A 23548-nucleotide genomic window follows, 5' to 3' on the forward strand; every position below is an offset into this window, starting at 1 on the left:
GCGTGGACGGTCGAGCAACCTCGTTGGTTGTCACCGGTGTTCTTCCGCGCCGTCCTGGGGCCGCGCTTCCCGACGGCCGTCCGTCGGTTCACCGGATCGCGCGGTCTGCCCCGTTCTGTTGCTCGAACGGACACTTTTCCGTGCTGATGGAGTCTCCGGAAAAAGGGATGCGGCCGCCCGTAGGCTGGATGCCATGACCGCAACGGGGGCAGACCGGGAAGCGGCGGGTCCGACCACCCGCGGCTACTGGTGGTGGGAGCGGCGGCGCAGTGTCGCCCTGGACGTGGGGCTGGCGCTGGTTTCGGCGCTGGAGTGTGCGCTCGAGGGGGTGCAGTTCGCCGGGGACACCGGGCTTCCGGTGCCGCTGGCCGTTCTCTTCGGGCTGTTCGCGGGGTCCGTGCTGGTGCTGCGCAGGCGCTGGCCGATCGCGGTGGTGCTGGTGTCGATAGCGACGACGCCGGCCGAGATGGGCTTCCTGATGGGGATCGTCGGGCTGTACACCCTGGCGGCTTCGGAGGTGCCGCGCAGGATCACGGTGGTCCTGACGGGGATGACGCTCGTCGGCACGTTCATCGTGTCGTACGTGCGGCTGCGGCAGAGCGTGGACGCCGACGCGGACTTCGGGCCGGGCGTCTGGTACGTCCCGGTGGTGTCCCTCTTCATGTCGCTGGGGCTGACGGCGCCCTCGGTGCTGTTCGGTCTGTACATCGGGGCCCGGCGCAGGCTGATGGAGAGCCTGCGGGAGCGTGCGGACTCGCTGGAGCGGGAGCTGTCGCTGCTGGCGGACCGTGCGGAGGAGCGGGCCGAGTGGGCGCGTACGGAGGAGCGGACCCGGATCGCCCGGGAGATGCATGACGTGGTGGCGCACCGGGTGAGTCTGATGGTGGTGCACGCGGCGGCGTTGCAGGCGGTGGCTCCGAAGGATCCGGCGAAGGCGGTGCGTAATGCCGCGCTGGTCGGGGACATGGGGCGGCAGGCGTTGACGGAGCTGCGGGAGATGCTCGGGGTGTTGCGGAGCTCGGACGCGTCGGTGGCTCCGGAGGCGGGGCGGGTGCCGTTGGCCTCGGTGGGGCGGGTGGCCGCGATGGCTGCCGCGGTGGTGGTGGAGGACGGTCCGCGGCTGCGCGAGGTGGACGCGCTGGTGGCGCAGTCGCGCGAGGCGGGGATGACGGTCGAGCTGTCCGTGGAGGGGGAGCTGCGTCCGTACGCGCCGGAGGTGGAGCAGACGGCGTACCGGGTGGTGCAGGAGGCGTTGACGAACGTGCACAAGCACGCCGCGGGTGCGAAGACGTGGGTGCGGCTCGCGCATCGGGGTGCCGAGGTGGCGATGCAGGTGGAGAACGGCCCCACGGACGGTGTGACGGCGGATGCGGGGCTGCCCAGTGGTGGCAACGGTCTGGTGGGGATGCGGGAGCGGGTGCTGGGGCTCGGGGGCGTGTTCGTGTCGGGGCCGACGGATGCGGGGGGATTCCGGGTGTCGGCGGTGCTGCCGGACGCGCGGGAGGCGTGAGGGGGCCCGGCGAGGCGTGGGGGCGCGGGCCGGGACGCCGGTGAGGTGTGGGGCGGCGCTCGGCCCGGTGTGGGGGGCGCTCAGCCCGAGGTGAGGCGGGAGGGCTGGACGCCCGTCATGAGGGTTTCCAGGGCGCGGTCGATGTCGGAGCCGAGGTACCAGTCGCCGGTGTGGTCGATGGAGTAGACGCGGCCTTCGCTGTCGATGGCGAGGACCGCCTGGCCGTCTCCTTCTTCGCCGAGGGGGGCGACCTCGGTCTCGAGCGCGCGTCCGAGGTCGCCGAGGGTGCGTGCCAGGTGGAGCCCGCTGAGCGGGTCGATGCGCACGGCGGCGGCGGCGATCTGCCGGCCGGGTGCGGTGGAGGTGATGCGGAGTCCGCCGAATTCGGCCCAGGCTTCGACGGCTGCGGGGAAGACGGCGTGCCGGTGTCCGGCGGGAGAGGCGTGGGAGCGGAGGGCGTCGGCCCATTCCTCGGCCTGGCGGATGTCCCAGCGGCCGGGTTGCCATCCGGCGTCGCGGAGTGCGGCGTCGACGGCGACGGGGAAGCGGGTGGTGGAGGTCCGGCTCTGCTGGCCGGGTAGGTCGGTCCGCTCGCGCATGGTGGTGGGTTCAGCCCTTCTCGGCGGTGGCCGCCGCACTCGTGGTGAGGTCGACGGGGCGTACGCCGAAGTGGGCGAGCATCACCGTGCAGGAGCGGCAGGGGGGTGCGTAGCTGCCGTGGAGGGGGTCGCCGTCCTCGCGGATGCGCCGGGCGGTGAGGCGGGCGTGTTTGAGTGCGCGGCGGGCTTCGCCGTTGGTGAGGGGCTTGCGCTGGGCCCGTTTGGAGCGGCTGTCGTCGGCGGCGGTGAGCTGGCGTGACAGGAGTATGGCTTCGGGGCAGCGTCCGGTGAAGCGTTCGCGCTGGTTGCTGGTGAGGGTGTCGAGGAAGTCCTGTACGAGTGGGTGGAGGACGGGTGGCTGATCGCCCTTGCCCGCGGTGCAGGTGAGTGTCTCCCCGCGTACGGACAGGGCTGCGGCCACCGCGGGCAGGATGCCGTCGCGGCGGTGCTGGAGGTGGGGTGCTCGGCTGGGCTCGGTGGTGCTCCAACTGAGACGCGGGTCTCCGGATGTGACTGTTTGTGCTGAGTACATGGTGCTGGTGTCCCTCCCTGCAATCCCCCGAGTTGCGGGGGACAGCCTGCCAAATATGCAGGGTGGTGGGGAAGCTGGGTGGGTGAAACGTGTCCTCGTGTCGCGGGGCGGGGGTCCTGTTGTGGCGTGTCCGTCACGCCACGGTGACGTTGGGTGAGTGGAGGAGCGGGGGCGGGGGGCCTTGTTGCGCCACCGCATAGGCTGTGCGGAACACCGGACGCAGCAGGGGGCAACCGCCATGACGACAGGTCGGCTCGGGCAGCAATCCGCGCCACCGAACGCGGCCTATGCCGGGCAGGTCGTGCATTTCCCGGACCCTGTCCGGGCGTCCCGCCACCCCAGAGGTGTGCGCGTGGACGGGAACGGCCATCCGGTGCTTTCGCCGTATGCGCGTGCGGCCGCGGAGATCGCGGATCCTCCTCCGGGCTTCGGTATCGACGAGTTGCGGCTGACGGACTACGTGTCGGCGAACGCGGCGCTGGCGGCGAGCGGTCATGAGCTGTGGGACACGATTCCCGCGGTGGCGACGCCGCACGGCTGGACGTGGCATCACGTGGCGGGTGGCCGGCGGATGGAGCTGGTGCCCGTCGAGGTGAAGGCGTTGTTGCGCCATCACGGTGGGCTGGCGACGACGGCGGTGGATCAGAACCGACGGGGTACGCGGCCGCTGCAGGAGACCAGGCCCGCCCATTTCCGGCTGCCGAAGGCATCGGTGGCGGTGGGTGAGCAGCAGATCCTTCAGGTCGAGGAGGATCTTGGGTACCGGCTCCCGGGTGCGTACCGGTCGTTCCTGAAGGCGGCGGGTGGTTCCGCTCCGGTGGGTGCTGCGCTGGACGCGGAGCTGGGTCTGCTGGTGGACCAGCCGTTCTTCACGGTGCGTGAGGAAGCGGCTGTGAACGATCTGGTGTACGTCAACAAGTGTCTGCGGGACCACTTCACCAAGGACTTCCTGGGCGTGGCTTTCGTCCAGGGCGGCATCGTGGCCGTGAAGGTGCGCGGCCAGGGTGTGGGGTCGGTGTGGTTCTGCGCGTACGACGACGCGCGGGATCAGGACGGCTGGGGTGTGCAGGAGCGGGTGGACCGGCTGCTGCTGCCGTGCGGTGAGGATTTCGATGCGTTCCTCCAGCGGCTCGCGGGTAATCCGCCGGAGCTGGAGACGGTGGCGAACCTGATGGTGGACGGTGGCTTCGCGCGGGCCGTCCCGGTGGAGGGGTGAGCGCGGTGGTGACGTTCGCGCAGGCGCAGGAGCGGGCGGATGAGTGGGTCAACGGTGACGTGCCCGCGTATCAGCACCGTGAGGTCCGGGTCCGTGAGTTCGAGCTGGGTTTCGTGGTGTGGGCCGAGGACCGCGCGGAGGGCCCTGTCTCGGACGGGGGCCGTCAGCGGTTGGTGATCGCCCGGGACAGTGGTGAGGCCACGTTGTGGCCCGGGCTGCCGGTGGGCGAGGTGATACGGCGGTACGAGGAGGACTACGGGGCGTCGGGGGAGGCGCAGCCGGCTCCGGAGGCGCCGCAGCGTATCGATCTGAATCAGACGTCGTTCCTGCTGACTCCGCCGGAGTGGCTGCAGGAGGCGGCGGACAAGCTGGGGATTCCGGACCGGCGTGCGGATGCCGATGCCGATGCGTCTTCTGCTCCGGGGCCCGCTGCTCCCGAGCCTCCTGCTCCGTCCGTTCCCGCGCCGGCGCGGGACGGTTCGGGTGCGCGGTGGCCGGCTGCCGGTGGGCAGGCGGATCACGAGCCGACGGCGAACGACGGGGTGCCGGCCGGGGCGACGCCCTGGGCGGGTACGGACACGAACGGGGGGTCGGACGAGGGGGCGGTGCCGCTGCCCGCGACGGTGTTCGCGCCGCCGTTGTCCGGGTCGGACGACGACGGGGTTCCGCCGCCGGTCGTCCCCGCGGAGGCGCCCACGGCGCTGATGTCGGGTGGCAGCCAGTTGCCGCCGACGGCGGTCGTTCCCGGGCTGGATCCGCATGCGCCGCCTCCGGGGTCTCCTGTTCCGGGCCCTGCGGCTCCTGCCTCACCTGCTCCCGGTGCTCCCGGCGCTCCTGGTGCCGGTGCGCGGGACATCGCGGACGCCGCGACGAGCAAGGCCACGGTGCCGCCGCGTGGTGCCCGTGGGGTGGGGTCGACGACTCCGCCGCCGCCCGGTGCGCCCGGTGTTCCCGGGGTGCCTCCGGGGGCGACTCCGCCGCCGTCGGGGCCGGGCGCGCCCGGTGCGCCCGCGGGTGGTTACGTGCCGACGCAGCTCGTCTCGCAGCTCGGCCCTCCGGGGGCGCAGCCCTCCGGTGCGACGCCGCCGCCTGCTCCTCCCGGTCCTCCCGGACCGCCCGGTGCGACGCCGCCTCCGGGGGGCGGGATGCACCATGCCGCGACGATGTTCGCCGACGCGAGTATCGGCGGGCCGAACGCGCCGCGTCCTCCGGGGCCGCCCGGTCCGCCCGCTCCTCCCGGGCCTCCGGGTGCTCCCGGCGCGGGTGTGACGCCGCCGCCTCCGGGGTCCACGCCTCCGCCCGGTCCTCCCGGCCCTCCCGGTCCTCCTCCGGGTGCGACGCCGCCTCCGGGCGGCGGGGTGCACCATGCCGCGACGATGCTGGCGGGTCCGGGCCAGGTCGGTCCGGGGGCGCCCCAGCCTCCGGGTCCTCCCGGTGCGCCCGGGATGCCGGGGCAGGGTCCGCACACTCCGCCGCCTCCGGGTGCGTACGGCTATCCGCAGCAGCCGGCGGGGCAGCCGACGGTCGGTCCGGGCTATCAGGCCGTGCTGCGCTTCCGTGCGGCGGACGGCAGTGAGCAGCAGTTGATCCGGCGTTCGGCGCCGGGTACCCCGCATCCGGAGTGGCAGATGCTGCACGAGCTGCGCGCGATGGGCGTGCCGCCGCAGCAGGTCATCGAGCTGCACACGGAGCTGGAGTCGTGTGAGCTGCCCGGTGGTTACTGTGCGCGGATGATCAGGGAGACCTGGCCGCAGGTCCGGATCACGAGTGTGGCGCCGTACGGTACGGATCATGCGAGCCGGCAGCAGGGGATGCAGCATCTCCTGACGCATCAGGGCGAGTTGCACCAGGTGGCGGACGGCCCGGCGCGGCCTGCTCCGGTGCGGGCTCCGTTGCCGCAGATGCCGCCGGCCGGGGTGGTGCCTCCGGAGGCACTGGCGGAGGAGCTGCACGGGGCGTTCGGTCCCGGTGTGCTGCGCTTCGATCAGCGTGCGGTGTCCCGTCAGGGTGTGCCGGAGGTGGTGGCGCGGACGCTGATGTGGGCGGGGCTGCCCGCCGATTTCGGGCCGTTCTTCTGGGCGCAGCCGGGGCATCCGGTGGTGCCGACGCTGGCGGAGCTGGCGGCGCAGCGTCAGGTGCAGCCGGCGTCGGACGCGGGTTCGTATCTGGTGATGGGTTCGGACTTCGGCCGGGCGATCTGTGTGCAGTACGGGACGGCGAACATCGTGGCCGTTCCGGTGGAGGCGGGTCCGGGTGGTCAGCCGGTGCCGCCGCAGTTCGTGAACACGGGGCTGCCGGAGTTCGTGCGGTCGATGGCGTTGCTGGGCCGGATGTGGCGGCTGCGGTTCGGGCTGAATCCGGAGCAGGCGGGCCGTTGGACGGTCGATTTCCAGGCGCAGCTGGTGGCGATCGATCCGGCGGCGCTGGCGTCGCCGGAGGGCTGGTGGTCGGTGTTGCTGGAGCAGATGTGGGACGGGCTGCTGTGAGGCGGTCCGGTCGGTTCTGATCCGTCGTGTGCGAGAGGCGCTCGTCCCCTGGTGGGGGCGGGCGCTTTTTGTGCGGGGTTCTGTGACGCGGGTCGCTTCCGTCCTGAATGCAGCTGATCGATTCCGACTTCCGTGCCAATTACCGCATCCTTGACGTATTGCTTCATGGTCGGGGAGTCGGAGAGCGGGAAAGAGGGCTTCAGGGATGAGTGGTGGACCGGTGTCCGCGTACGGGTTCGTGGGTGTGCGGGGGCGTGGTTACCGCCCTGAGCAGGTGGACCGGATGGTGGCCTCGCTGTCGGCGGAGCGGGACGGGGCCCTGGAGCGGATCGCGCGGCTGACCGGTCTGGCGGAGGAGCTGGAGGCGGAGTCGGCGCGGCTGGGTGAGGTGGTGGCGTCGCTCGCGCCGCAGACGTATCAGTCGCTGGGGGAGCGGGCGCAGCAGATCCTGGCGTTGGCGGAGGCCGAGGCGGACGCGGCACGGAGTGCGGCGGTGGAGGACGCGCAGGAGTGGGGTGACGCGGCGGACGTCGCGGGCCGGGAGGTCCGTGGGGCGGCGCGTGAGTGGGCGGGGTCCGTGCGGGAAGCGGCGGAGGCCCGTGCGCAGGAGGCGTCGGCGGCGGCGCGGGACGCCGGGGTGGCTGCGGTGGAGGAGGCGCGCCGGGAGGCCGCCGAGGTGCGTGGTGCCGCGGAGGCGGAGATGGCGGAGACGCGTCGCCGTACGGCGGGTGTGCTGGCGCACCAGGACGAGGAGCACGCCGAGCGGGGCAAGGCGGGGGACGCGGAGATCGCCGGGGCGGATGCCGCGATGGTGCGGCGTGAGAAGGAACTGACGGACCGCGGGGAGGCGTTGCTCGCGCAGGCGCGGCGGGAGCTCGCCGAGGCGGAGGAGGCGGCCCGGCACGGCCAGGAGGACGCGGAGGCGCGGGCGGCGGAGCTGGTGTCGGGGGCCAGGGCGGCGGAGGAGCGTGTGGTGCGGGAGACGGAGAGGGTGCTTCGGGAGCACGAGGAGGGCCGCGAGGAGGTGCAGGCGCACATGGCGCACGTACGCAGTTCGCTGGCGGCGTTGACGGGCCGGGTGGCCGCGGGCCCGGCGGAGTAGGGTCCCGTGCCGCGCCGGGTCGTCAGCGGTGTCCGGCGGGTGGGGCGCCGACGAGGATCCGAGGTTCGGCGGCTTCGTAGCGGCGGCGTTGAGGTAGCGCGCCGGTTGTCTAGTCCTTCGGTGTCCGGGGAGCGCTCTCGTGCTCCGTCAGGACAGGGAAGCGGCGTGGGGCGAGGAGGACGAGCACCAGCAGGGCGAGAGCGGCGGCGACCGCGGCGCCGGCGAACACGTGGTCGACGGCCGTGTCGACGGCCCTGCGCAGGTGGTCCGTCGCGGCGGCCGAGAGCGCCGAGGGGTCCTCCAGGGCGCGCGAGACCGCGTCCAGGTCGCCGGGGAGTCCGGGGACGGGGGCGTCGGCCAGCCGGGAGGCGAGTATCCCGTTGGCGACGGCGCCGAAGAGCGCGGCGCCCAGACTCTGGCCGACCTGGCGGCAGAAGAGCACGGAGGCGGTGGTCGTCCCGCGTTCGGTCCAGCCGACGGTCGACTGGACCCCGACGATCAGCGGGAGCTGGAAGAGGCCCAGCGCCGCGCCGAGCAGCAGCATCAGCAGGGCGGGCTGCCAGGCGGCACCGGGGTAGGGCAGCAACGGGAAGCAGAGCAGGACCAGCACGGCGCCGGACATGCCGATGACGGCGGTGCGGCGGAAGCCGATGCGGTTGTAGACCCGGTCGGAGAGTGCCGCGGAGACGGGCCAGCTCAGGGTCATCACGGACAGCACGAACCCGGCGGCGATCGGGCCGAGTCCGAGGACCGACTGGGCGTAGGTCGGCAGGAACACGGTCGGCGCGACCATGAGCAGCCCCATCGCCCCGAGGGCGAGGTTGACCGAGGCGATGGTGCGGCGCCGCCAGACCCAGCCCGGGATGACGGGTTCGGCGGCGCGGCGCTCGATGAGGACGGTCAGGGCGCCCAGTACGGCGGTCGCACCCAGCAGCCCGAGCGAGGGGGCGGAGAGCCAGGGCCAGGCGACTCCGCCCTGGACGAGTGCGGTCAGCAGGAGCGCGCCGGTCGCGAAGATCGCGAGGGCGCCCGCCCAGTCGACGCGGGGGCGGGCCGCGGGGCGCGGCCGGGCGGGTTCGTGGAGGTGACGGGCCACCAGCCAGAGGGCCACGGCGCCGACCGGCAGGTTGATCAGGAAGATCCAGCGCCAGTCGGCGTACGCGGCGAGGAGCCCGCCCACCGCGGGGCCGGCCACGGCCGAGGTCGCCCACACGGTGGACAGCTTCGCCTGGATCTTCGGCCGCTCCTTGAGCGGGTACAGGTCGGCGGCGATGGTCTGCACGGTCCCCTGGAGGGCGCCGCCGCCGAGGCCCTGGACGACGCGGAAGGCGATGAGCGCCGCCATGTTCCAGGCGGCGGCGCAGAGCAGGGAGCCGGCCAGGAAGAGGATGATCCCGGCGATCAGGACGGGCTTGCGGCCGAAGGTGTCGGAGAGCTTCCCGTACACCGGCAGGGTGACGGTCACGGCGAGCAGGTAGCCGGAGAACAGCCAGGAGAAGACGGAGAAGCCGCCGAGGTCGCCGACGATCTGCGGGACGGCGGTCGCGACTATGGTGCCGTCGATGGCGGCGAGGCCCATGCCGAGCATGAGTGCCGCGGCGACCGGCCGGCGGCCGCGGGCCGTGTCGGACGCCCCGTCCGGTGCGGCCTCGCCGTGCACCGCTTCCGGGCTGTCCGTGTCGCCGATGCCGTCCGTGCCGCCCACAGGGGTCCCTTCCCTATGCATCTATTTCCTGGGGGTCACTGTCTCACCGCCCGTGGCCTCGCGGGAGTCGTCGGCCGAGGCGTGAGACCCCTGGCCGGGCCTCGTCCCAGGGGCTCGAACCCCTAGGGGGAGCTACGTAGTCGGGTCCAGGGGCCGTTCCTCCCGCCGGAGGACGAGAGGCGGGGGCCCCGCTCCTTACGGTGTTCCTACATCGCGGATGTGGCCGGCCACAGGGAACGGGGTGGGGGTAGCCCCCCACGAAGAGGGGCCCGGGCACCAGCGCGCCGGAACCCCTTTCCACCAGAGACTCGGAACGTACACAGAGACGTCCGCGCATCGACCGACATAGGAGAAAAACCGTGACAACGGCTGTGACCATTCCCAGGCACGGGGACACTGGAGGGCGTACGGCCGTTGCTGCGAGGGCGCGGCAGGTCGTCAAGGCGTACGGCGCCGGGGAGACCCGGGTCGTGGCGCTCGACCACGTCGACGTCGACATCGCCCGCGGGCAGTTCACGGCGATCATGGGCCCGTCGGGGTCCGGGAAGTCGACCCTGATGCACTGCCTGGCCGGCCTGGACACGGTGACCTCGGGGCAGATCCACCTCGCCGACACCGAGATCACCGGTCTCAAGGACAAGAAGCTGACGCAACTGCGACGGGACCGCATCGGTTTCATCTTCCAGGCGTTCAACCTCCTCCCGACGCTGAACGCCATCGAGAACATCACGCTGCCGATGGACATCGCCGGCCGTAGGCCCGACGCCGACTGGCTCCGGCAGGTCGTGGAGACCGTCGGCCTCGCCGACCGGCTGGGGCACCGGCCCACACAGCTCTCCGGCGGCCAGCAGCAGCGCGTGGCGGTGGCCAGGGCGCTCGCCGCCCGCCCCGAGATCATCTTCGGTGACGAGCCCACCGGGAACCTGGACTCGCGGGCCGGCGCCGAGGTGCTGTCCTTCCTCCGCACCTCGGTCGACGAGCTGGGCCAGACCATCGTCATGGTCACCCACGACCCGGTGGCCGCCTCCTACGCGGACAGGGTCATCTACCTCGCGGACGGTTCCCTCGTCGACGAGATGCAGAACCCGACGGCCGAGCAGGTCCTGGACCGCATGAAGGACTTCGACGCGCGCGGGCGGACGTCATGACCGTGTGGAAGACCTCGATGCGCAACTTCCTCGCGCACAAGGGGCGGATGGCGCTCTCCGCCGTCGCCGTCCTGCTGTCGGTGGCGTTCGTGTGCGGCACGCTCGTCTTCACCGACACGATGAACACCACCTTCGACAAGCTCTTCGCCGCGACGTCCGCCGACGTGACGGTCAGCCCGAAGGCGGCGGCCGACGCCGACGACTTCCCGGAGAACGGCAAGCCCGAGGCGCTCCCGGCATCCGTCGTGGCCGAGATCGCCGGCGTGGACGGGGTGGAGAAGGCCGAGGGCGCGGTCGTCAGCATGGCCGTCACGCTCGTCGACAGCCACGACAGGAACCTCGGGTCCGACACCGGTGCGCCGACCATCGCGGGCAACTGGACCGACAACGACCTGCGTTCCATGGAGATCACCTCCGGGCACGCCCCGCGCGGCCCGACCGAGGCGATGATCGACGCCGACACCGCCGAGAAGCACCACCTGAAGCTCGGTGACGAGGTGCGCACCATCGCCGTCACCGGTGACATCAGGGCGAAGATCTCCGGCATCGCCGCGTTCACCGTCACCAACCCCGGTGCGGCCGTCGTCTACCTCGACACCGCCACCGCGCAGCGGAAACTGCTGGGCGCCTCCGGCGTCTTCTCGCACATCTCGGTCACCGCCGGACCCGGCGTGAGCGACACGGAGCTGAAGAAGGGCGTGGCCGCGGCCCTGGGCGACCCGGCGACGTACAAGCTGCAGACCCAGAAGGAGGCCGCCGCCGCCAACAAGGACTCCATGGGCTCCTTCCTGGACGTCATGAAGTACGCGATGCTCGGCTTCGCCGGGATCGCCTTCCTCGTGGGCATCTTCCTGATCGTCAACACGTTCTCGATGCTGGTCGCCCAGCGCACCCGCGAGATCGGTCTGATGCGGGCCATCGGCTCCAGCCGCAAGCAGGTCAACCGGTCCGTGCTCGTCGAGGCGGTCCTGCTGGGAGTCGTCGGATCGGTCCTGGGCGTCGCAGCGGGCATCGGCCTCGCCGTGGGGCTGATGAAGCTCATGGGCGCCATCGGCATGGAACTGTCCACCAGGGACCTCACGGTCGCCTGGACGACCCCGGCGATCGGGCTGGCGCTCGGCATCGTCGTCACCGTCCTCGCCGCGTACGTCCCGGCCCGCCGGGCCGGCAAGGTCTCCCCGATGGCCGCCCTGCGCGACGCCGGCACCCCGGCCGACACCAGGTCCGGCTGGATCCGGGCGGTGCTCGGCCTGGTCCTCACCGGGTCCGGCGCCGCCGCCCTGTGGGCGACGACCCGGGCCGACGAGGCGAGCGAGGGCTCGCTCTACCTGGGCCTCGGCGTGGTCCTCACCCTGATCGGGTTCATCGTGATCGGCCCGCTCCTCGCCGGTGGGGTCGTCCGGGTCCTCGGCCTCGTCGTCCTGCGGCTGTTCGGCCCGGTCGGACGCCTGGCGGAGCGCAACGCGCTGCGCAACCCGCGTCGTACGGGAGCGACCGGCGCCGCCCTGATGATCGGCCTCGCCCTGGTCGCCTGTCTCTCCGTCGTCGGCTCCTCCATGGTCGCCTCGGCCACCGACGAGCTGGACAAGTCGGTCGGCACGGACTTCATCGTCCAGTCGAACACCGGCCAGCTGATCGTGCCGCAGGCCGCGGAGGCCATCAAGAAGGTCCCGGGCATCGAGCACGTCACCGACTACAAGGTCCTCGCGGCGAAGCTCACCAACCCCGACGGCTCGACCGTCGACGAGCACGTCACCGCCGCCGACCCGACCTACCCGCAGGACCTGCGGCGCACGACCGTGGCCGGTGACCTGGCGAAGGCGTACGGCGAGAACGCCATGTCGGTCGGCTCGGACTACGCCGCGCTGCACGGGATCGAGGCGGGGGACGAGATCACCGTCGCGTTCAAGGCCGGCGCGACGGCGAAGCTGAAGGTCGCCGCGATCACCTCGGACGACACGACCGTCGACCAGGGCGCGATGTACATCAACACCACGACCGCCGAGCGCTACGTCCCCGCCGACAGGATGCCCACGAACATGATCATGTTCGCCTCGGCGCAGGACGGCAAGGAGAAGGAGGCGTACGCGGCCCTGAAGAGCGAGCTCGCCGCGTACCCGCAGTACAAGGTGCAGAACCAGGCCGACTTCAAGGAGGACCTGAAGGACCAGGTCGGCCAGCTGCTGAACATCGTGTACGGCCTGCTCGCCCTGGCGATCATCGTGGCGGTGCTCGGTGTGGTGAACACCCTGGCCCTGTCGGTCGTCGAGCGGACCCGGGAGATCGGCCTGATGCGGGCGATCGGCCTCTCCCGCCGCCAGCTGCGCCGGATGATCCGGCTGGAGTCCGTGGTGATCGCCCTGTTCGGCGCGCTGCTCGGACTCGGGCTGGGCATGGGATGGGGCACCTCGGCCCAGAAGCTGCTGGCCCTGGAAGGGCTCGGCGTCCTGGAGATCCCGTGGCCGACGATCATCACGGTGTTCGTCGCCTCGGCCTTCGTGGGACTGTTCGCCGCACTGGTCCCGGCCTTCCGGGCCGGCCGGATGAACGTCCTCAACGCGATCGCCACGGACGGGTGACGGTGCCGGACGTAGGTTGACCGACCCGGCCCCGGGCGCTCCTCCGAGCGCCCGGGGCCGGATCGCGTCCCGGGCCGCCGACGTCAGGCGTGCATGACCGGTACGTCGTACTGGGGGATCCACTTGTCGCGGGTGACGACCGTCAGGCCTTCGGTCTGGGCCTGGGCGACGAGGATGCGGTCGAAGGGATCACGGTGGAGCGGGGGGAGGCGGCCCGCCTTGACGCCGTGGCCGGCGGTGATCGCGAGACTGGTCAGCTGGCAGTCGCGGACCCGCTCGGCCAGGTCATCGGGACCAGCCAGCTTTCCGGCCGACTGTTTGATGGCGATCTCCCACGGAGTCGCGGCACTGAGGTAGACGGCGGGCTCCGTGTCGATGAGGTCCTTCAGCTCGTCGGAGAGCTCAGGGGAGTCGTCGAGCCACCACAGGGCGACGTGGGTGTCGAGCAGGAGGCGCATCAGCGCATCCCGAAGGCGTCGGCGATGTCGTCCGGAAGCTCGTCGAAGTCGTCGGGGATGTGGATCTGTCCCCGGAGGGATCCGCGACCGGTCCGCCGTACCTTCGGATGAAGGGGCACGACCTTCGCGATGGGCTCCCCGGCCCGGCTGATCACGACCTCCTCGCCGGTCTCGACCTGTTGCAGGATGCGCGAGAAGTGCGTCTTGGCCTCGTGCACGTTGTACTGCCGGGCTGCTTCCATGACGCCTCGCTCGGACCAGAGGTGGACTAGCTGCTGGACTAAGGCTAGCCCCGCTGCCGCCGTACGGACAACGGCGTTCCCTCGCGCGAGTGACACACCGGCGTCGTACGCTGGAGACCCCGGCCCGTCCCACGTGTCGGGCCCTTCGCGTTGCCCACTCGCCACACCGGACGGAACCCTTCATGAGCCTGCACGGTCTGCTGGACGTCGTCGTCACCGACCCGGCGCTCTCCGAAGCGGTGAAGGCCGCATCCGACGGTCACCGGGCCCACGTCGATCTGGTCGGCCCGCCCGCCGCACGCCCCTTCGCCGTGGCCGCGCTGGCCCGCGAGGCCGGGCGCACCGTGCTGGCCGTCACCGCGACCGGCCGCGAGGCCGAGGACCTGGCAGCGGCGCTGCGCACCCTGCTGCCCCCCGACACCGTGGCGGAGTTCCCCTCCTGGGAGACCCTGCCCCACGAGCGGCTCTCGCCCCGCTCCGACACCGTGGGCCGCCGTCTCGCCGTGCTGCGCAGGCTCGCGCACCCCCGGCCGGACGACCCTGAGACCGGCCCGGTCAGCGTGGTCGTCGCACCGGTGCGTTCCGTGCTCCAGCCGCAGGTCAAGGGCCTCGGCGACCTGGAGCCCGTCGCGCTGAGCAGTGGGCAGACCGCGGATCTGGGCGAGGTCGTGGACGCGCTCGCGGCAGCGGCGTACGCCCGTGTGGAGCTGGTCGAGAAGCGCGGGGAGTTCGCCGTGCGCGGCGGAATCCTGGACGTCTTCCCGCCGACTGAGGAGCACCCCCTCCGGGTCGAGTTCTGGGGCGACGACGTCGAGGAGATCCGCTACTTCAAGATCGCCGACCAGCGGTCCCTGGAGGTCGCCGAGCACGGCCTGTGGGCTCCGCCCTGCCGTGAGCTGCTGCTCACCGAGGACGTACGTACCCGGGCGGCGGCCCTCGCCGAGGCGCACCCGGAGCTGGGTGAGCTGCTGGGGAAGATCGCCGAGGGGATCGCCGTCGAGGGCATGGAGTCGCTGGCCCCGGTCCTCGTCGACGAGATGGAGCTGCTGCTCGACGTCCTGCCGAAGGGCTCGATGGCGCTTGTCTGCGACCCGGAGCGGGTGAGGACACGCGCGGCGGACCTCGTGGCGACCAGCCAGGAGTTCCTCCAGGCGTCCTGGGCGGCCACCGCGGGCGGGGGAGAGGCCCCGATCGACGTCGGCGCGGCCTCCCTGTGGGGCATCGCCGATGTCCGGGAGCGGGCCCGTGAGCTGGGCATGATGTGGTGGTCGACCTCCCCGTTCGCCGCCGACGAGGAGCTGGACGGGGACACCCTGAAGCTCGGGATGCACGCCCCGGAGGCGTACCGCGGCGACACGGCCCGGGCGCTCGCCGACACCAAGGGATGGCTGGCCGAGGGCTGGCGCACGGTGTACGTCACCGAGGGGCAGGGCCCGGCCTCCCGGACGGTCGAGGTGCTCGGCGGCGAGGGCATCCCGGCCCGCCTCGACCAGCACCTCACCGAGATCACGCCGTCGCTCGTCCACGTCTCGTGCGGGGCCATCGACCACGGTTTCGTCGACCCGGCCCTGAAGCTGGCGGTGCTGACCGAGACGGACCTGACCGGCCAGCGCACGGCGAGCAAGGACCTGGGGCGGATGCCCGCCCGCCGCCGCAAGTCCGTCGATCCGCTCACCCTTCAGGCGGGCGACTACATCGTCCACGAGCAGCACGGTGTCGGCCGCTACATCGAGATGGTCCAGCGCGCCGTGCAGGGCGCGACCCGCGAGTACCTCCTCGTCGAGTACGCCCCGGCCAAGCGCGGCCAGCCCGGCGACCGGCTCTACATCCCCACCGACCAGCTGGAGCAGGTCACCAAGTACGTCGGCGGCGAGGCCCCGACCCTGCACCGGCTCGGCGGGGCCGACTGGACGAAGACGAAGCAGCGGGCCAAGAAGGCGGTCAAGGAGATCGCCGCCGACCTGATCAAGCTGTACTCGGCGCGGATGGCGGCGCCCGGTCACGCCTTCGGGGCGGACACCCCGTGGCAGCGTGAGCTGGAGGACGCCTTCCCGTACGCGGAGACGCCCGACCAGCTGTCGACGATCGCCGAGGTCAAGGAGGACATGGAGAAGTCCGTCCCGATGGACCGGCTGATCTGCGGCGACGTCGGGTACGGCAAGACGGAGATCGCGGTGCGCGCGGCCTTCAAGGCGGTCCAGGACGGCAAGCAGGTCGCGGTGCTCGTGCCGACGACGCTCCTGGTCCAGCAGCACTTCGGCACCTTCACCGAGCGGTACGCCCAGTTCCCCGTCAACGTCCGGGCGCTGAGCCGCTTCCAGTCGGACACGGAGTCGAAGGCGACGCTGGAGGGGCTGAAGGACGGGTCGGTGGACCTGGTCATCGGCACGCACCGGCTGTTCTCGTCGGAGACGAAGTTCAAGGACCTGGGCCTGGTCATCGTCGACGAGGAGCAGCGCTTCGGTGTCGAGCACAAGGAGCAGCTGAAGAAGCTCCGGGCCAACGTGGACGTGCTCACGATGTCGGCGACCCCCATCCCCCGTACGCTCGAAATGGCCGTCACGGGCATCCGCGAGATGTCGACGATCACGACGCCCCCCGAGGAGCGGCACCCCGTCCTCACGTTCGTCGGCCCGTACGAGGAGAAGCAGATCGGCGCGGCCGTGCGCCGTGAACTCCTGCGTGAGGGCCAGGTGTTCTACATCCACAACCGGGTCGAGTCCATCGACCGGGCCGCGGCGCGACTGCGCGAGATCGTGCCCGAGGCGCGGATCGCGACGGCGCACGGGCAGATGGGGGAGAGCCAGCTGGAGCAGGTCGTCGTCGACTTCTGGGAGAAGAGGTTCGACGTACTGGTCTCCACCACGATCGTCGAGTCCGGCATCGACATCTCCAACGCCAACACGCTGATCGTGGAGCGCGGTGACAACTTCGGTCTCTCGCAGCTGCACCAGCTGCGTGGCCGTGTCGGCCGTGGCCGGGACCGGGGCTACTCCTACTTCCTGTACCCGCCGGAGAAGCCGCTGACGGAGACCGCGCACGAGCGTCTGGCGACGATCGCCCAGCACACCGAGATGGGTGCGGGCATGTACGTGGCCATGAAGGACCTGGAGATCCGCGGCGCGGGGAACCTGCTCGGCGGCGAACAGTCCGGCCACATCGCGGGGGTCGGCTTCGACCTGTACATCAGGATGGTCGGCGAGGCGGTGGCGGACTACCGGGCCGCGGTGGACGGCGGGGTCGAGGAGGAGCCGCCGCTGGAGGTCAAGATCGAGCTGCCGGTCGACGCCCACGTCCCGCACGACTACGCCCCGGGGGAGCGGCTGCGCCTCCAGGCGTACCGCGCCATCGCCTCCGCGAACTCGGAGGACGACATCCGGGCGGTGCGCGAGGAGCTCACCGACCGCTACGGCAAGCTGCCGGAGCCGGTGGAGAACCTCCTGCTGGTGGCGGGCCTGCGGATGCTGGCCCGGGCCTGCGGGGTGGGCGAGATCGTGCTGCAGGGGCCGAACATCCGCTTCGCGCCGGTGGAGCTGCGCGAGTCGCAGGAGCTGCGGCTGAAGCGGCTGCACCCCAAGACGATCTTCAAGCCGGCCACGCGCCAGATCCTGGTGCCGCGCCCGACGGCGGGACGGATCGGCGGGAAGCCTGTGGTGGGCCGCGAACTCCTCTCGTGGACCGGGGAGTTCCTCACGACGATCCTGGGGTCGTAGGGGAGCCGAAGAGGAATCCGGCGATGGACCGGAACAGCTCGGCGGGGTCCCGTCCGTCGACCGGTCCGTCCAGGTTGCCCGTCAGCAGCAGGGTGGCGAAGCCGTGGGCGAGTGACCATGCGGCGATGCCGGCGAGCCGGGCGTCCTCGCCGCGGGCCGCGTCGGGCAGGTGGTCGACACCCGCGCGGAGCTCGTCCGTGGCACGCGCCTTCGCGGTGAGCAGCTCCGTGTCGTCGGGCCGGTAGAGCTCCGGACGGAACATCACCTGGAAGTGCGCCGGATGCCGGGCGGCGAACCGTACATAGGCCACGCCCCGTTCCTGGAGGTCGGGGGCCTGGGCCAGGGCGTCGGCGAAGAGTGCGTACCCCTCGGCGGCGACGGCGGTGAGCAGGCCGGTGCGGTCCCTGAAGTGGTGGGCCGGTGCGGCGTGCGAGACGCCCGCGCGGCGTGCCAGGTCGCGTAGGGACAAGGCGTCGGGGCCGTCCTGGGTGATGACGTCGAGGGCGGCGGTGAGCAGGGCCCTTCGCAGGTCACCGTGGTGGTACGCGCGTTCGCTGGTCATGGGACGTACGGTACGCGGAATCTAGTCATTGACAAGTTCGCGGGAGTGGCGCACCCTGAACATCTAGTCAGTGACAAGATTGACCGGGGAGCGGGAGGTCGGGAGATGTCCGACGAATGGGGTCGCGTGCGCCAGATGTGGCACCTGCTGGAGCCCTTGCACGCCGTCGTCTACTACGCGCCGGAGGCCTTCGAGGAGGCCGCGTCGCTGGGATACGCCACGGACGAGCGGTGGCCGAGCTACTTCGCCTGGCGTGCCGCGCCGCTCGGGGCGGTGGACGCGGACCGGGTGACGAGGACGTTCCACAGCTTCAGTCCCTGGATGACCGCCGCGTACGTGCCGGCTGTCTGGTCCGTCGCCTCCCCGGAGGCGGTGCTCACGTCCAGGGGGAAGGCGGTCGACCGGGCGTACCGGACGCTGTTCGGTGACCGGGTGGACGGCCCGGAGCTCGCCGAGGCCGCCGAGCTCGCCCGGCGGGCGGCGTCGGCGGCGGACGTGACCGGGCGTCCCCTCGCCGGGGCCGCCGCCGCGCTGCCCTGGCCGGACGAGCCGCACGTGGCGCTCTGGCACGCGGCGACGATCCTGCGGGAGCACCGGGGGGACGGCCATGTGGCGGCGCTCCTCGGGGCGGACCTGGATCCGGTGGAGTCCCTGGTCTCCTTCGCGGCCGTCGGCGCCGCCCGCCCGGAGGTCTTCGCGAGCCGGGGGTGGAGCGGTGAGGAGTGGGAGTCCGCCCGTGCCCGGCTGGCCGGGAGGGGACTGCTGGAGGAGGACGGGACGGCCACGCTCGCGGGCCGCGCGCTGCGGGCGGAGGTGGAACGCCGTACGGACGAGAGCGCGGCGCAGCCCTGGCGGGAGCTCGGCCCCGAGGCCCGGGAGCGGCTCGTGGAGCTGCTGGGACCGCTGTGGGTGGAGATGATCGGCTCCGGACTGCTGCCGTCCGAGACGACACTGGGGATCGGGAAGGTGTGAACCGGCCCGGGCCGGCGTGACGGCACGGGCCGGTGTCGTGACGGGGGAGACACCCGCCCCGTGCCGTCACGCCGGCCTGACGCCTAATCTGGTTCGCTGTGAAGCCTTCTGACGCAGCGAGCCCCCGAAACCGTTTCCTCGCCCTGGCGACCGTGGCCCTGACGGGTTCTCTGGCCCTGACCGGGTGCGACTCCCTCGACGAACTGCCGGACCCCACGCGCTCCGAGGCGGCACCGGCGCCCGGCGGCAGCGCGTTGCAGGCGGCCGAAGGCCTCACCGTCAAGGGCCGGGCCCCGAAGACCGGTTACGCCCGGGACGAGTTCGGGTCGGCCTGGATCGACACCGACCGCAACGGCTGCGGTACCCGGGACGACATCCTCGCCGAGCAGCTCGACGACGTCTCCCGGGACGCCGACGGCTGCAAGGTGGTCAGCGGTGTGCTGGATCCCGACCCGTACACGGGGACCCGCATCTCGTTCGAGCGCGGACGCAGCAAGGTGGACATAGACCATCTCGTCGCCCTCTCCGACGCCTGGCAGAAGGGCGCCCAGAAGTGGAGCGACGCGAAGCGGCGGGCGTTCGCCAACGACCCGCTGAACCTGGTGGCCGCCGACTCGTCCACCAACCGCCGCAAGGGGGACGGTGACACCGCGACCTGGCTGCCCCCGAACAAGGACTACCGCTGCGCGTACGTCGCGGGCCAGGTCTCGGTGAAGAAGAAGTACGGGCTGTGGGTCACGCAGGCGGAACAGGACGCCATGAAGGAGGTGCTGACCGCCTGCCCCCGGCAGAAGCTGCTCGCGGGCGGCAACCCGACGGAAGCGCCCACGCGTTGAGTCACGACCCGCTGCCGGAAGGTGCCGCGGCGGGCGTCGCGCGCACCTGGGGATGGCGGCTGGCGGCCGTGGGAGCCAACCTGGCGCTCGGGGTGCCGGGGATCGTCCCGATGTGGCTGATCTGGTACGTCCTCGCGAACGGCCCGCTCGCTGAGGGCGGATGGACACAGAGGGAGCCGACGGAGAACGACGGCATGATGCTGTGGCTGGTGATCGTCGTACCGGTGGTCGCGGTTTTCGGTCTCGTCTGGTGGTTCGCCAACGACGCGGTCTGCCGCAGGACCGCGCTGGCCCCGTGCCTCTACTGGACGGCGGGGGCACTGCTGACGCTCGTGCCGACGGCTGTGCTGATCACCAACACGTACGTGTGAGTCCGGGGCCAGGGGGCTGCTGGACGGGTCTTCCCTTCGGCACCGAGGGGCCGGTGGAGGTGCCCGGCGCGCTGGTGCCCGTGCAGTGCTCGGTGCGTCACGGTTACGCGGTGTACGTCGAACCGAACGTGTGGGTGCGCCACCGCACGTAGGGCCGGCGTATGCAAGGCCGTCGCACGTAGGGCTGTCGCGTGAAGCGGCCGCCGCACGCGGTGGTGCGGATGACGGGCCCGCGCGCAGGGCCTCCGGCCCGGACCGTGTGGGTCCGGAGGGAGGCCCTGCGCGGATGTTCGGCGGGGTGCCCGCGGTGCGGGACGGGCCGGGGCCCTTCAGAGCTTCAGCTCCCACTGGCTCGCGTCCCAGTCGAGACCGGGGCCGACCTCGACGGTCAGGTCCTTCGCGTCGGCCGGAGCGTCGAAGGCGTACGTTGCCGTGATCTTCTTGCCGGGCAGGACGGTGCCGGAGAAGCCCTCGCCGACCTTGCCGTCGAAGATCTGCTCGGCGTTCACGCCGTCCTCGCCGGCGCGGGCGTCGACGGTGACGAGCGTCGCGTCGAACTTCTCCTTGCCCTTGTTCTCGATGACGACCGAGACCGTGTAGGCGCTGTTGCCCTTGGTGTGGCCGATCGCGAACTCGTCGGCGGTGTAGGAGGCCGGGGCGTTCACGGTGACCTCCAGGCCGTCGTCGTACGCGGCGGAGTCACCCTCCCTCAGGACGTCGTCCTTACCCTCGGTCCCGCCGGCATCCCCTCCGGCCGCCCCGCCGCCCGCGGCGGGCTTCGCGGAGGCCGAACTGTCCGCCACCGCCTTGTTGATGTCGGTCACCACGTCGTCCACGGCCTTGAAGGTCAGGACGGCCCCGACGACCGACAGGATCAGGGCGACGAGGCCGAGAACGGCGCCGAACGTCGTCACCCCCTTGTTCGTGGCCTCACCGCGCTTGGCGCGGCCCCGGCCGGCCAGGCCCAGGATCAGGGCGATGAGGCCGAGGATCCCGGCGAGCCAGAAGAAGAACGGGATGAGCCCCGAGACCGTCCCGATGATGCCGAGGACGAGAGCGGAGGTGCCGAGGCCGTTACGGGCGGGGCGGGAGCCCGGAGGCTGCGCCGGGGTGTACGGCTGCTGGGGCTGCGTGTACTGGGACATGGCTGTGCCCTTCGATGACGAACAGGGAGTGTGAGCGGAGCAGTTCGTCGCGGAGTCCTGTGCGACAGGTCAATAAGACCATCGAGTGTGAACCGAGTCAACATGGAAAATTGCGTGAACCGGCAGAGCCGTGGAATCGGTATGCTCGCCCACACACAGCAGGCGCCAACCGACGTGCGCGGAACGGGAGACAGGCCAGTGCCGGATAGCTCGACAGAGGTGACCGCGGCCGGAATCGCCAGGCTCGCGGGCGTGGGCCGCGCGGCCGTCAGCAACTGGCGCCGTCGGCACACCGACTTCCCGAAGCCTGTCGGCGGCACGGAGACCAGCCCGTCCTTCGCGCTCCCCGAGGTCGAACAGTGGCTCCGCGACCAGGGCAAACTTGCCGAGGTCCCTCTGCGTGAGCGGGTCTGGCAGCAGCTGTCGGGCCACCCCGACGGAGCGGTGACCGCGCTCGTCCACGCGGGGTGTGCCCTTCTGCTCGTCCGGGACAGGCCCACGTCCTGGCTGGAGATCGCCGCAGTCTCGGACGTCCGGATGGCGGACGTGCTGCCGGTCGCGCTCGACCACGTACTCACGGCCCGATTCGGGGAAGGGCGGGCGGTGCCCACGCCCACGGCGTCCGCCCTGCTGCCCTCCGTACCGCTGCTGCGCGCCACGGCCGAACTCGCTGCGGAGGCGGGCACCCGGCAGGCCTTCGACTTCCTCTTCGGCCGGCAGCTGGACGCCAACCCGCGTCAGTACACGCTCACGCCCCCCGGGCTCGCCGAGCTCATGGCCGACCTCGCGAAGCCGGCCGGGGACGCCGTCCGGCGGGGCGGCAAGGGGAACTCCCGCACGGTCCTCGATCCCGCCGCCGGAACGGGCGCGCTGCTGTGCGCCGTCGGCCGGCCCACCGCCCTGTACGCACAGGAGGCCGACCCCGGCCTGTCGGCGCTCACCGCACTGCGCCTCGCCCTGTACTCGCCCGGGAGCGGGACCGACGCGCCCACGCTCACGGCACGGACCGGCGACACCCTGCGCACCGACGCCTTCCCCGGGCTCACGGTGGACGCGGTGCTCTGCCACCCGCCGTTCAACGAGCGCAACTGGGGCCATGACGACCTGGCCTACGACCCGCGCTGGGAGTACGGCTTCCCCGCCCGCACCGAGTCCGAACTCGCCTGGGTCCAGCACGCCCTCGCCCACCTCCGCGAGGGCGGGACCGCCGTCGTGCTGATGCCCCCCGCCGCGGCCTCACGCCGCTCGGGGCGCCGTATCCGCGCCGACCTGCTGCGGCGCGGTGCCCTGCGAGCCGTCATCGCGCTCCCCGCCGGTGCCGCGCCCCCGTACGGGATCCCGCTCCACATCTGGGTCCTCCGCAAGCCGGGCGCCGGCCGGCCCCGGTACCCGAACTGCTCGTCGTCGACGCGGCGGAGTCCGAGGCGGCCGGCGCCCGGCCGGCCGTGACCGGCTGGACTGGCCGGCCGTCCGCGGCGCGGTGCTCGACGCGTGGACGTCCTTCGACGCACCGGGTCGCCGCGAGCCCGTCGAGGAGCGCCCCGGTACCAGCAAGGCCGTTCCCGTCATCGAGCTCCTCGACGACGACGTGGACCTGACCCCCGCCCGACACCTCCCGCCCCCGGCGACCGGCGGGGACGCGGCCGAGCTGGCCAGGGTGAGAGAGCGGCTGGACGACACCCTGAGGCTGACCGCCCGGCTCACGCCCCCGCCCGCGGTCCCCGGCGAACAGGCCAGGCGGCCCTTCACGACGGTCGGTGAACTGGCGCGCGCGGGCGCCCTGCACCTGCGCACCGGATCGGGCACCGGCGGCGGCACGGCCCCCGTCCTCACCGAGCACGACGTCCTCGCGGGCACGGCCCCCAGCGGTACGCCCTCCGCGCCGGCCGGGTCACCGGAGGAGGAGCCGCTGCTCCTGGAACCCGGTGACGTCGTCGTGCCCGTGGTCGGTGGCGGATCCGTCGCCAGGGTCGTCGACGAGGTCACCGCGGGCGCCGTGCTCGGCCGCAACCTCCAGCTGTTGCGCCCCGATCCGGCCGCCCTCGACCCCTGGTTCCTCGCGGGCTTCCTGCGTGGCACCGCCAACAACCGCCAGGCCAGCAGTTACGCCTCCACCGCGACCCGGCTCGACGCACGCCGCATCCAGGTGCCCCGCCTCCCGCTCGACGAACAGCGTCGCTACGGCGAGCAGTTCGGCGCCCTCGCCGCGTTCGAGGACGCGCTCCGTGAGGCGGGACGGCTCGGCGGGCAACTGGTGCAGGGGATGTACGACGGGCTGACGGACGGGTCGGTCGCGCCGAAGTGACCTGAAGCACAACGGTTGCGCACAACCCGGGACCCGTTGTCCGTGTCGGTGTATACGCTCACTGCAC

General features: G+C 72.1%; 17 protein-coding genes and 2 pseudogenes. 12 read left to right on the plus strand and 7 right to left on the minus strand.

Features of this window, described 5'->3' with window-relative positions:
- The first annotated feature begins 193 nt into the window (after window positions 1–193).
- The gene (locus P8A20_RS21230; protein ID WP_306104041.1) at window positions 194–1510 is read left to right on the plus strand and encodes a sensor histidine kinase; all 1317 of its coding nucleotides are present in this window, start codon (window positions 194–196) and stop codon (window positions 1508–1510) included.
- 80 nt (window positions 1511–1590) lie between these two features.
- Here the strand turns inward: P8A20_RS21230 and P8A20_RS21235 are convergent, their stop codons facing one another.
- Together P8A20_RS21235 and P8A20_RS21240 are read right to left on the minus strand one after the other, a co-directional pair.
- A complete protein-coding gene (locus P8A20_RS21235; protein WP_306104042.1) occupies window positions 1591–2109 on the minus strand; it encodes an SUKH-3 domain-containing protein in 519 nt (172 codons plus the stop codon).
- A 10-nt stretch (window positions 2110–2119) separates the two neighbouring features.
- Window positions 2120–2641, minus strand: coding sequence for a YwqJ-related putative deaminase (locus tag P8A20_RS21240; RefSeq protein WP_306104043.1), 522 nt, complete (start codon window positions 2639–2641; stop codon window positions 2120–2122).
- Between the two features lie 238 nt (window positions 2642–2879).
- Between P8A20_RS21240 and P8A20_RS21245 the strand changes: the two genes are divergently transcribed.
- The 3 genes from P8A20_RS21245 (at window position 2880) to P8A20_RS21255 (ending at window position 7445) form a co-directional block, all read left to right on the plus strand.
- The gene (locus P8A20_RS21245; protein ID WP_147963812.1) at window positions 2880–3857 is read left to right on the plus strand and encodes an SMI1/KNR4 family protein; all 978 of its coding nucleotides are present in this window, start codon (window positions 2880–2882) and stop codon (window positions 3855–3857) included.
- A 5-nt stretch (window positions 3858–3862) separates the two neighbouring features.
- Complete coding sequence (locus P8A20_RS21250) at window positions 3863–6343, plus strand: SUKH-4 family immunity protein (RefSeq protein WP_371606784.1); 2481 nt, start codon at window positions 3863–3865, stop codon at window positions 6341–6343.
- Window positions 6344–6548: 205 nt separating this feature from the next.
- Window positions 6549–7445 carry a cellulose-binding protein gene (locus tag P8A20_RS21255; protein ID WP_187282417.1) on the plus strand — a complete coding sequence of 299 codons (897 nt, stop codon included), beginning with the start codon at window positions 6549–6551 and terminating at the stop codon, window positions 7443–7445.
- Window positions 7446–7554: 109 nt separating this feature from the next.
- On the opposite strand, the gene P8A20_RS21260 is transcribed toward P8A20_RS21255, so the two are convergent.
- Window positions 7555–9171 (minus strand): MFS transporter, encoded by a 1617-nt coding sequence (locus tag P8A20_RS21260; protein ID WP_306104044.1) that lies wholly within the window; start codon window positions 9169–9171, stop codon window positions 7555–7557.
- Window positions 9172–9509: 338 nt separating this feature from the next.
- On the opposite strand from P8A20_RS21260, the gene P8A20_RS21265 reads away from it, so the two are divergent.
- Together P8A20_RS21265 and P8A20_RS21270 are read left to right on the plus strand one after the other, a co-directional pair.
- Complete coding sequence (locus P8A20_RS21265; protein ID WP_147963809.1) at window positions 9510–10298, plus strand: ABC transporter ATP-binding protein; 789 nt, start codon at window positions 9510–9512, stop codon at window positions 10296–10298.
- The gene (locus P8A20_RS21270) at window positions 10295–12877 is read left to right on the plus strand and encodes an ABC transporter permease (RefSeq protein ID WP_306104045.1); all 2583 of its coding nucleotides are present in this window, start codon (window positions 10295–10297) and stop codon (window positions 12875–12877) included. Before P8A20_RS21265 ends, P8A20_RS21270 begins: the two co-directional genes overlap by 4 nt.
- Before the next feature lie 83 nt (window positions 12878–12960).
- On the opposite strand, the gene P8A20_RS21275 is transcribed toward P8A20_RS21270, so the two are convergent.
- Both P8A20_RS21275 and P8A20_RS21280 read right to left on the minus strand, forming a co-directional pair.
- Window positions 12961–13335, minus strand: a complete 375-nt coding sequence (locus P8A20_RS21275) for a type II toxin-antitoxin system VapC family toxin (protein WP_306104046.1) — start codon at window positions 13333–13335, stop codon at window positions 12961–12963.
- Window positions 13335–13577: a type II toxin-antitoxin system Phd/YefM family antitoxin gene (locus P8A20_RS21280; RefSeq protein WP_147963806.1), complete on the minus strand. Its 243-nt coding sequence runs from the start codon at window positions 13575–13577 to the stop codon at window positions 13335–13337. Before P8A20_RS21280 ends, P8A20_RS21275 begins: the two co-directional genes overlap by 1 nt.
- 182 nt (window positions 13578–13759) lie before the next feature.
- Here P8A20_RS21280 and mfd point away from each other — a divergent pair, with 182 nt between their 5' ends.
- On the plus strand, window positions 13760–17290 hold the full coding sequence (gene mfd, locus P8A20_RS21285) for a transcription-repair coupling factor (protein WP_306104047.1): 3531 nt from the start codon (window positions 13760–13762) through the stop codon (window positions 17288–17290).
- Here the strand turns inward: mfd and P8A20_RS21290 are convergent.
- Window positions 17268–17852 carry a TetR/AcrR family transcriptional regulator gene (locus tag P8A20_RS21290; RefSeq protein ID WP_306104048.1) on the minus strand — a complete coding sequence of 195 codons (585 nt, stop codon included), beginning with the start codon at window positions 17850–17852 and terminating at the stop codon, window positions 17268–17270. The two genes, mfd and P8A20_RS21290, sit on opposite strands and share 23 nt — an antisense overlap.
- Window positions 17853–17957: 105 nt before the next feature.
- On the opposite strand from P8A20_RS21290, the gene P8A20_RS21295 reads away from it, so the two are divergent.
- The 4 genes and pseudogenes from P8A20_RS21295 to P8A20_RS21310 all read left to right on the plus strand — a co-directional run.
- Window positions 17958–18824 (plus strand): SCO6745 family protein, encoded by an 867-nt coding sequence (locus P8A20_RS21295; RefSeq protein ID WP_306104049.1) that lies wholly within the window; start codon window positions 17958–17960, stop codon window positions 18822–18824.
- A 98-nt stretch (window positions 18825–18922) separates the two neighbouring features.
- On the plus strand, window positions 18923–19660 hold the full coding sequence (locus P8A20_RS21300; RefSeq protein WP_306104050.1) for an HNH endonuclease family protein: 738 nt from the start codon (window positions 18923–18925) through the stop codon (window positions 19658–19660).
- Complete coding sequence (locus P8A20_RS21305; protein ID WP_371606384.1) at window positions 19657–20031, plus strand: hypothetical protein; 375 nt, start codon at window positions 19657–19659, stop codon at window positions 20029–20031. Before P8A20_RS21300 ends, P8A20_RS21305 begins: the two co-directional genes overlap by 4 nt.
- A 20-nt stretch (window positions 20032–20051) precedes the next feature.
- Window positions 20052–20183: pseudogene (locus P8A20_RS21310) on the plus strand (N-acetyltransferase); the annotation flags it as partial.
- Between the two features lie 177 nt (window positions 20184–20360).
- On the opposite strand, the gene P8A20_RS21315 reads toward P8A20_RS21310, so the two are convergent.
- Window positions 20361–21176, minus strand: a complete 816-nt coding sequence (locus tag P8A20_RS21315; RefSeq protein WP_147963801.1) for a DUF4352 domain-containing protein — start codon at window positions 21174–21176, stop codon at window positions 20361–20363.
- 198 nt (window positions 21177–21374) lie between these two features.
- Here P8A20_RS21315 and P8A20_RS21320 point away from each other — a divergent pair.
- Window positions 21375–23481 (plus strand): annotated as a pseudogene (locus P8A20_RS21320) (N-6 DNA methylase).
- Window positions 23482–23548: the final 67 nt, after the last annotated feature.

This window comes from Streptomyces sp. Alt3 (assembly GCF_030719215.1).
GTDB lineage: Bacteria > Actinomycetota > Actinomycetes > Streptomycetales > Streptomycetaceae > Streptomyces > Streptomyces glycanivorans.

What these genes read in the sequence shown, in the direction of transcription:
- P8A20_RS21230 (WP_306104041.1), top strand. Translation starts at nt 194, where the DNA reads ATGACCGCAACGGGGGCAGACCGGGAAGCGGCGGGTCCGACCACCCGC.
- P8A20_RS21235 (WP_306104042.1), bottom strand. Translation starts at nt 2,109, where the DNA reads ATGCGCGAGCGGACCGACCTACCCGGCCAGCAGAGCCGGACCTCCACC.
- P8A20_RS21240 (WP_306104043.1), bottom strand. Translation starts at nt 2,641, where the DNA reads ATGTACTCAGCACAAACAGTCACATCCGGAGACCCGCGTCTCAGTTGG.
- P8A20_RS21245 (WP_147963812.1), top strand. Translation starts at nt 2,880, where the DNA reads ATGACGACAGGTCGGCTCGGGCAGCAATCCGCGCCACCGAACGCGGCC.
- P8A20_RS21255 (WP_187282417.1), top strand. Translation starts at nt 6,549, where the DNA reads ATGAGTGGTGGACCGGTGTCCGCGTACGGGTTCGTGGGTGTGCGGGGG.
- P8A20_RS21260 (WP_306104044.1), bottom strand. Translation starts at nt 9,171, where the DNA reads ATGCATAGGGAAGGGACCCCTGTGGGCGGCACGGACGGCATCGGCGAC.
- P8A20_RS21270 (WP_306104045.1), top strand. Translation starts at nt 10,295, where the DNA reads ATGACCGTGTGGAAGACCTCGATGCGCAACTTCCTCGCGCACAAGGGG.
- P8A20_RS21275 (WP_306104046.1), bottom strand. Translation starts at nt 13,335, where the DNA reads ATGCGCCTCCTGCTCGACACCCACGTCGCCCTGTGGTGGCTCGACGAC.
- P8A20_RS21280 (WP_147963806.1), bottom strand. Translation starts at nt 13,577, where the DNA reads ATGGAAGCAGCCCGGCAGTACAACGTGCACGAGGCCAAGACGCACTTC.
- mfd (WP_306104047.1), top strand. Translation starts at nt 13,760, where the DNA reads ATGAGCCTGCACGGTCTGCTGGACGTCGTCGTCACCGACCCGGCGCTC.
- P8A20_RS21290 (WP_306104048.1), bottom strand. Translation starts at nt 17,852, where the DNA reads ATGACCAGCGAACGCGCGTACCACCACGGTGACCTGCGAAGGGCCCTG.
- P8A20_RS21295 (WP_306104049.1), top strand. Translation starts at nt 17,958, where the DNA reads ATGTCCGACGAATGGGGTCGCGTGCGCCAGATGTGGCACCTGCTGGAG.
- P8A20_RS21315 (WP_147963801.1), bottom strand. Translation starts at nt 21,176, where the DNA reads ATGTCCCAGTACACGCAGCCCCAGCAGCCGTACACCCCGGCGCAGCCT.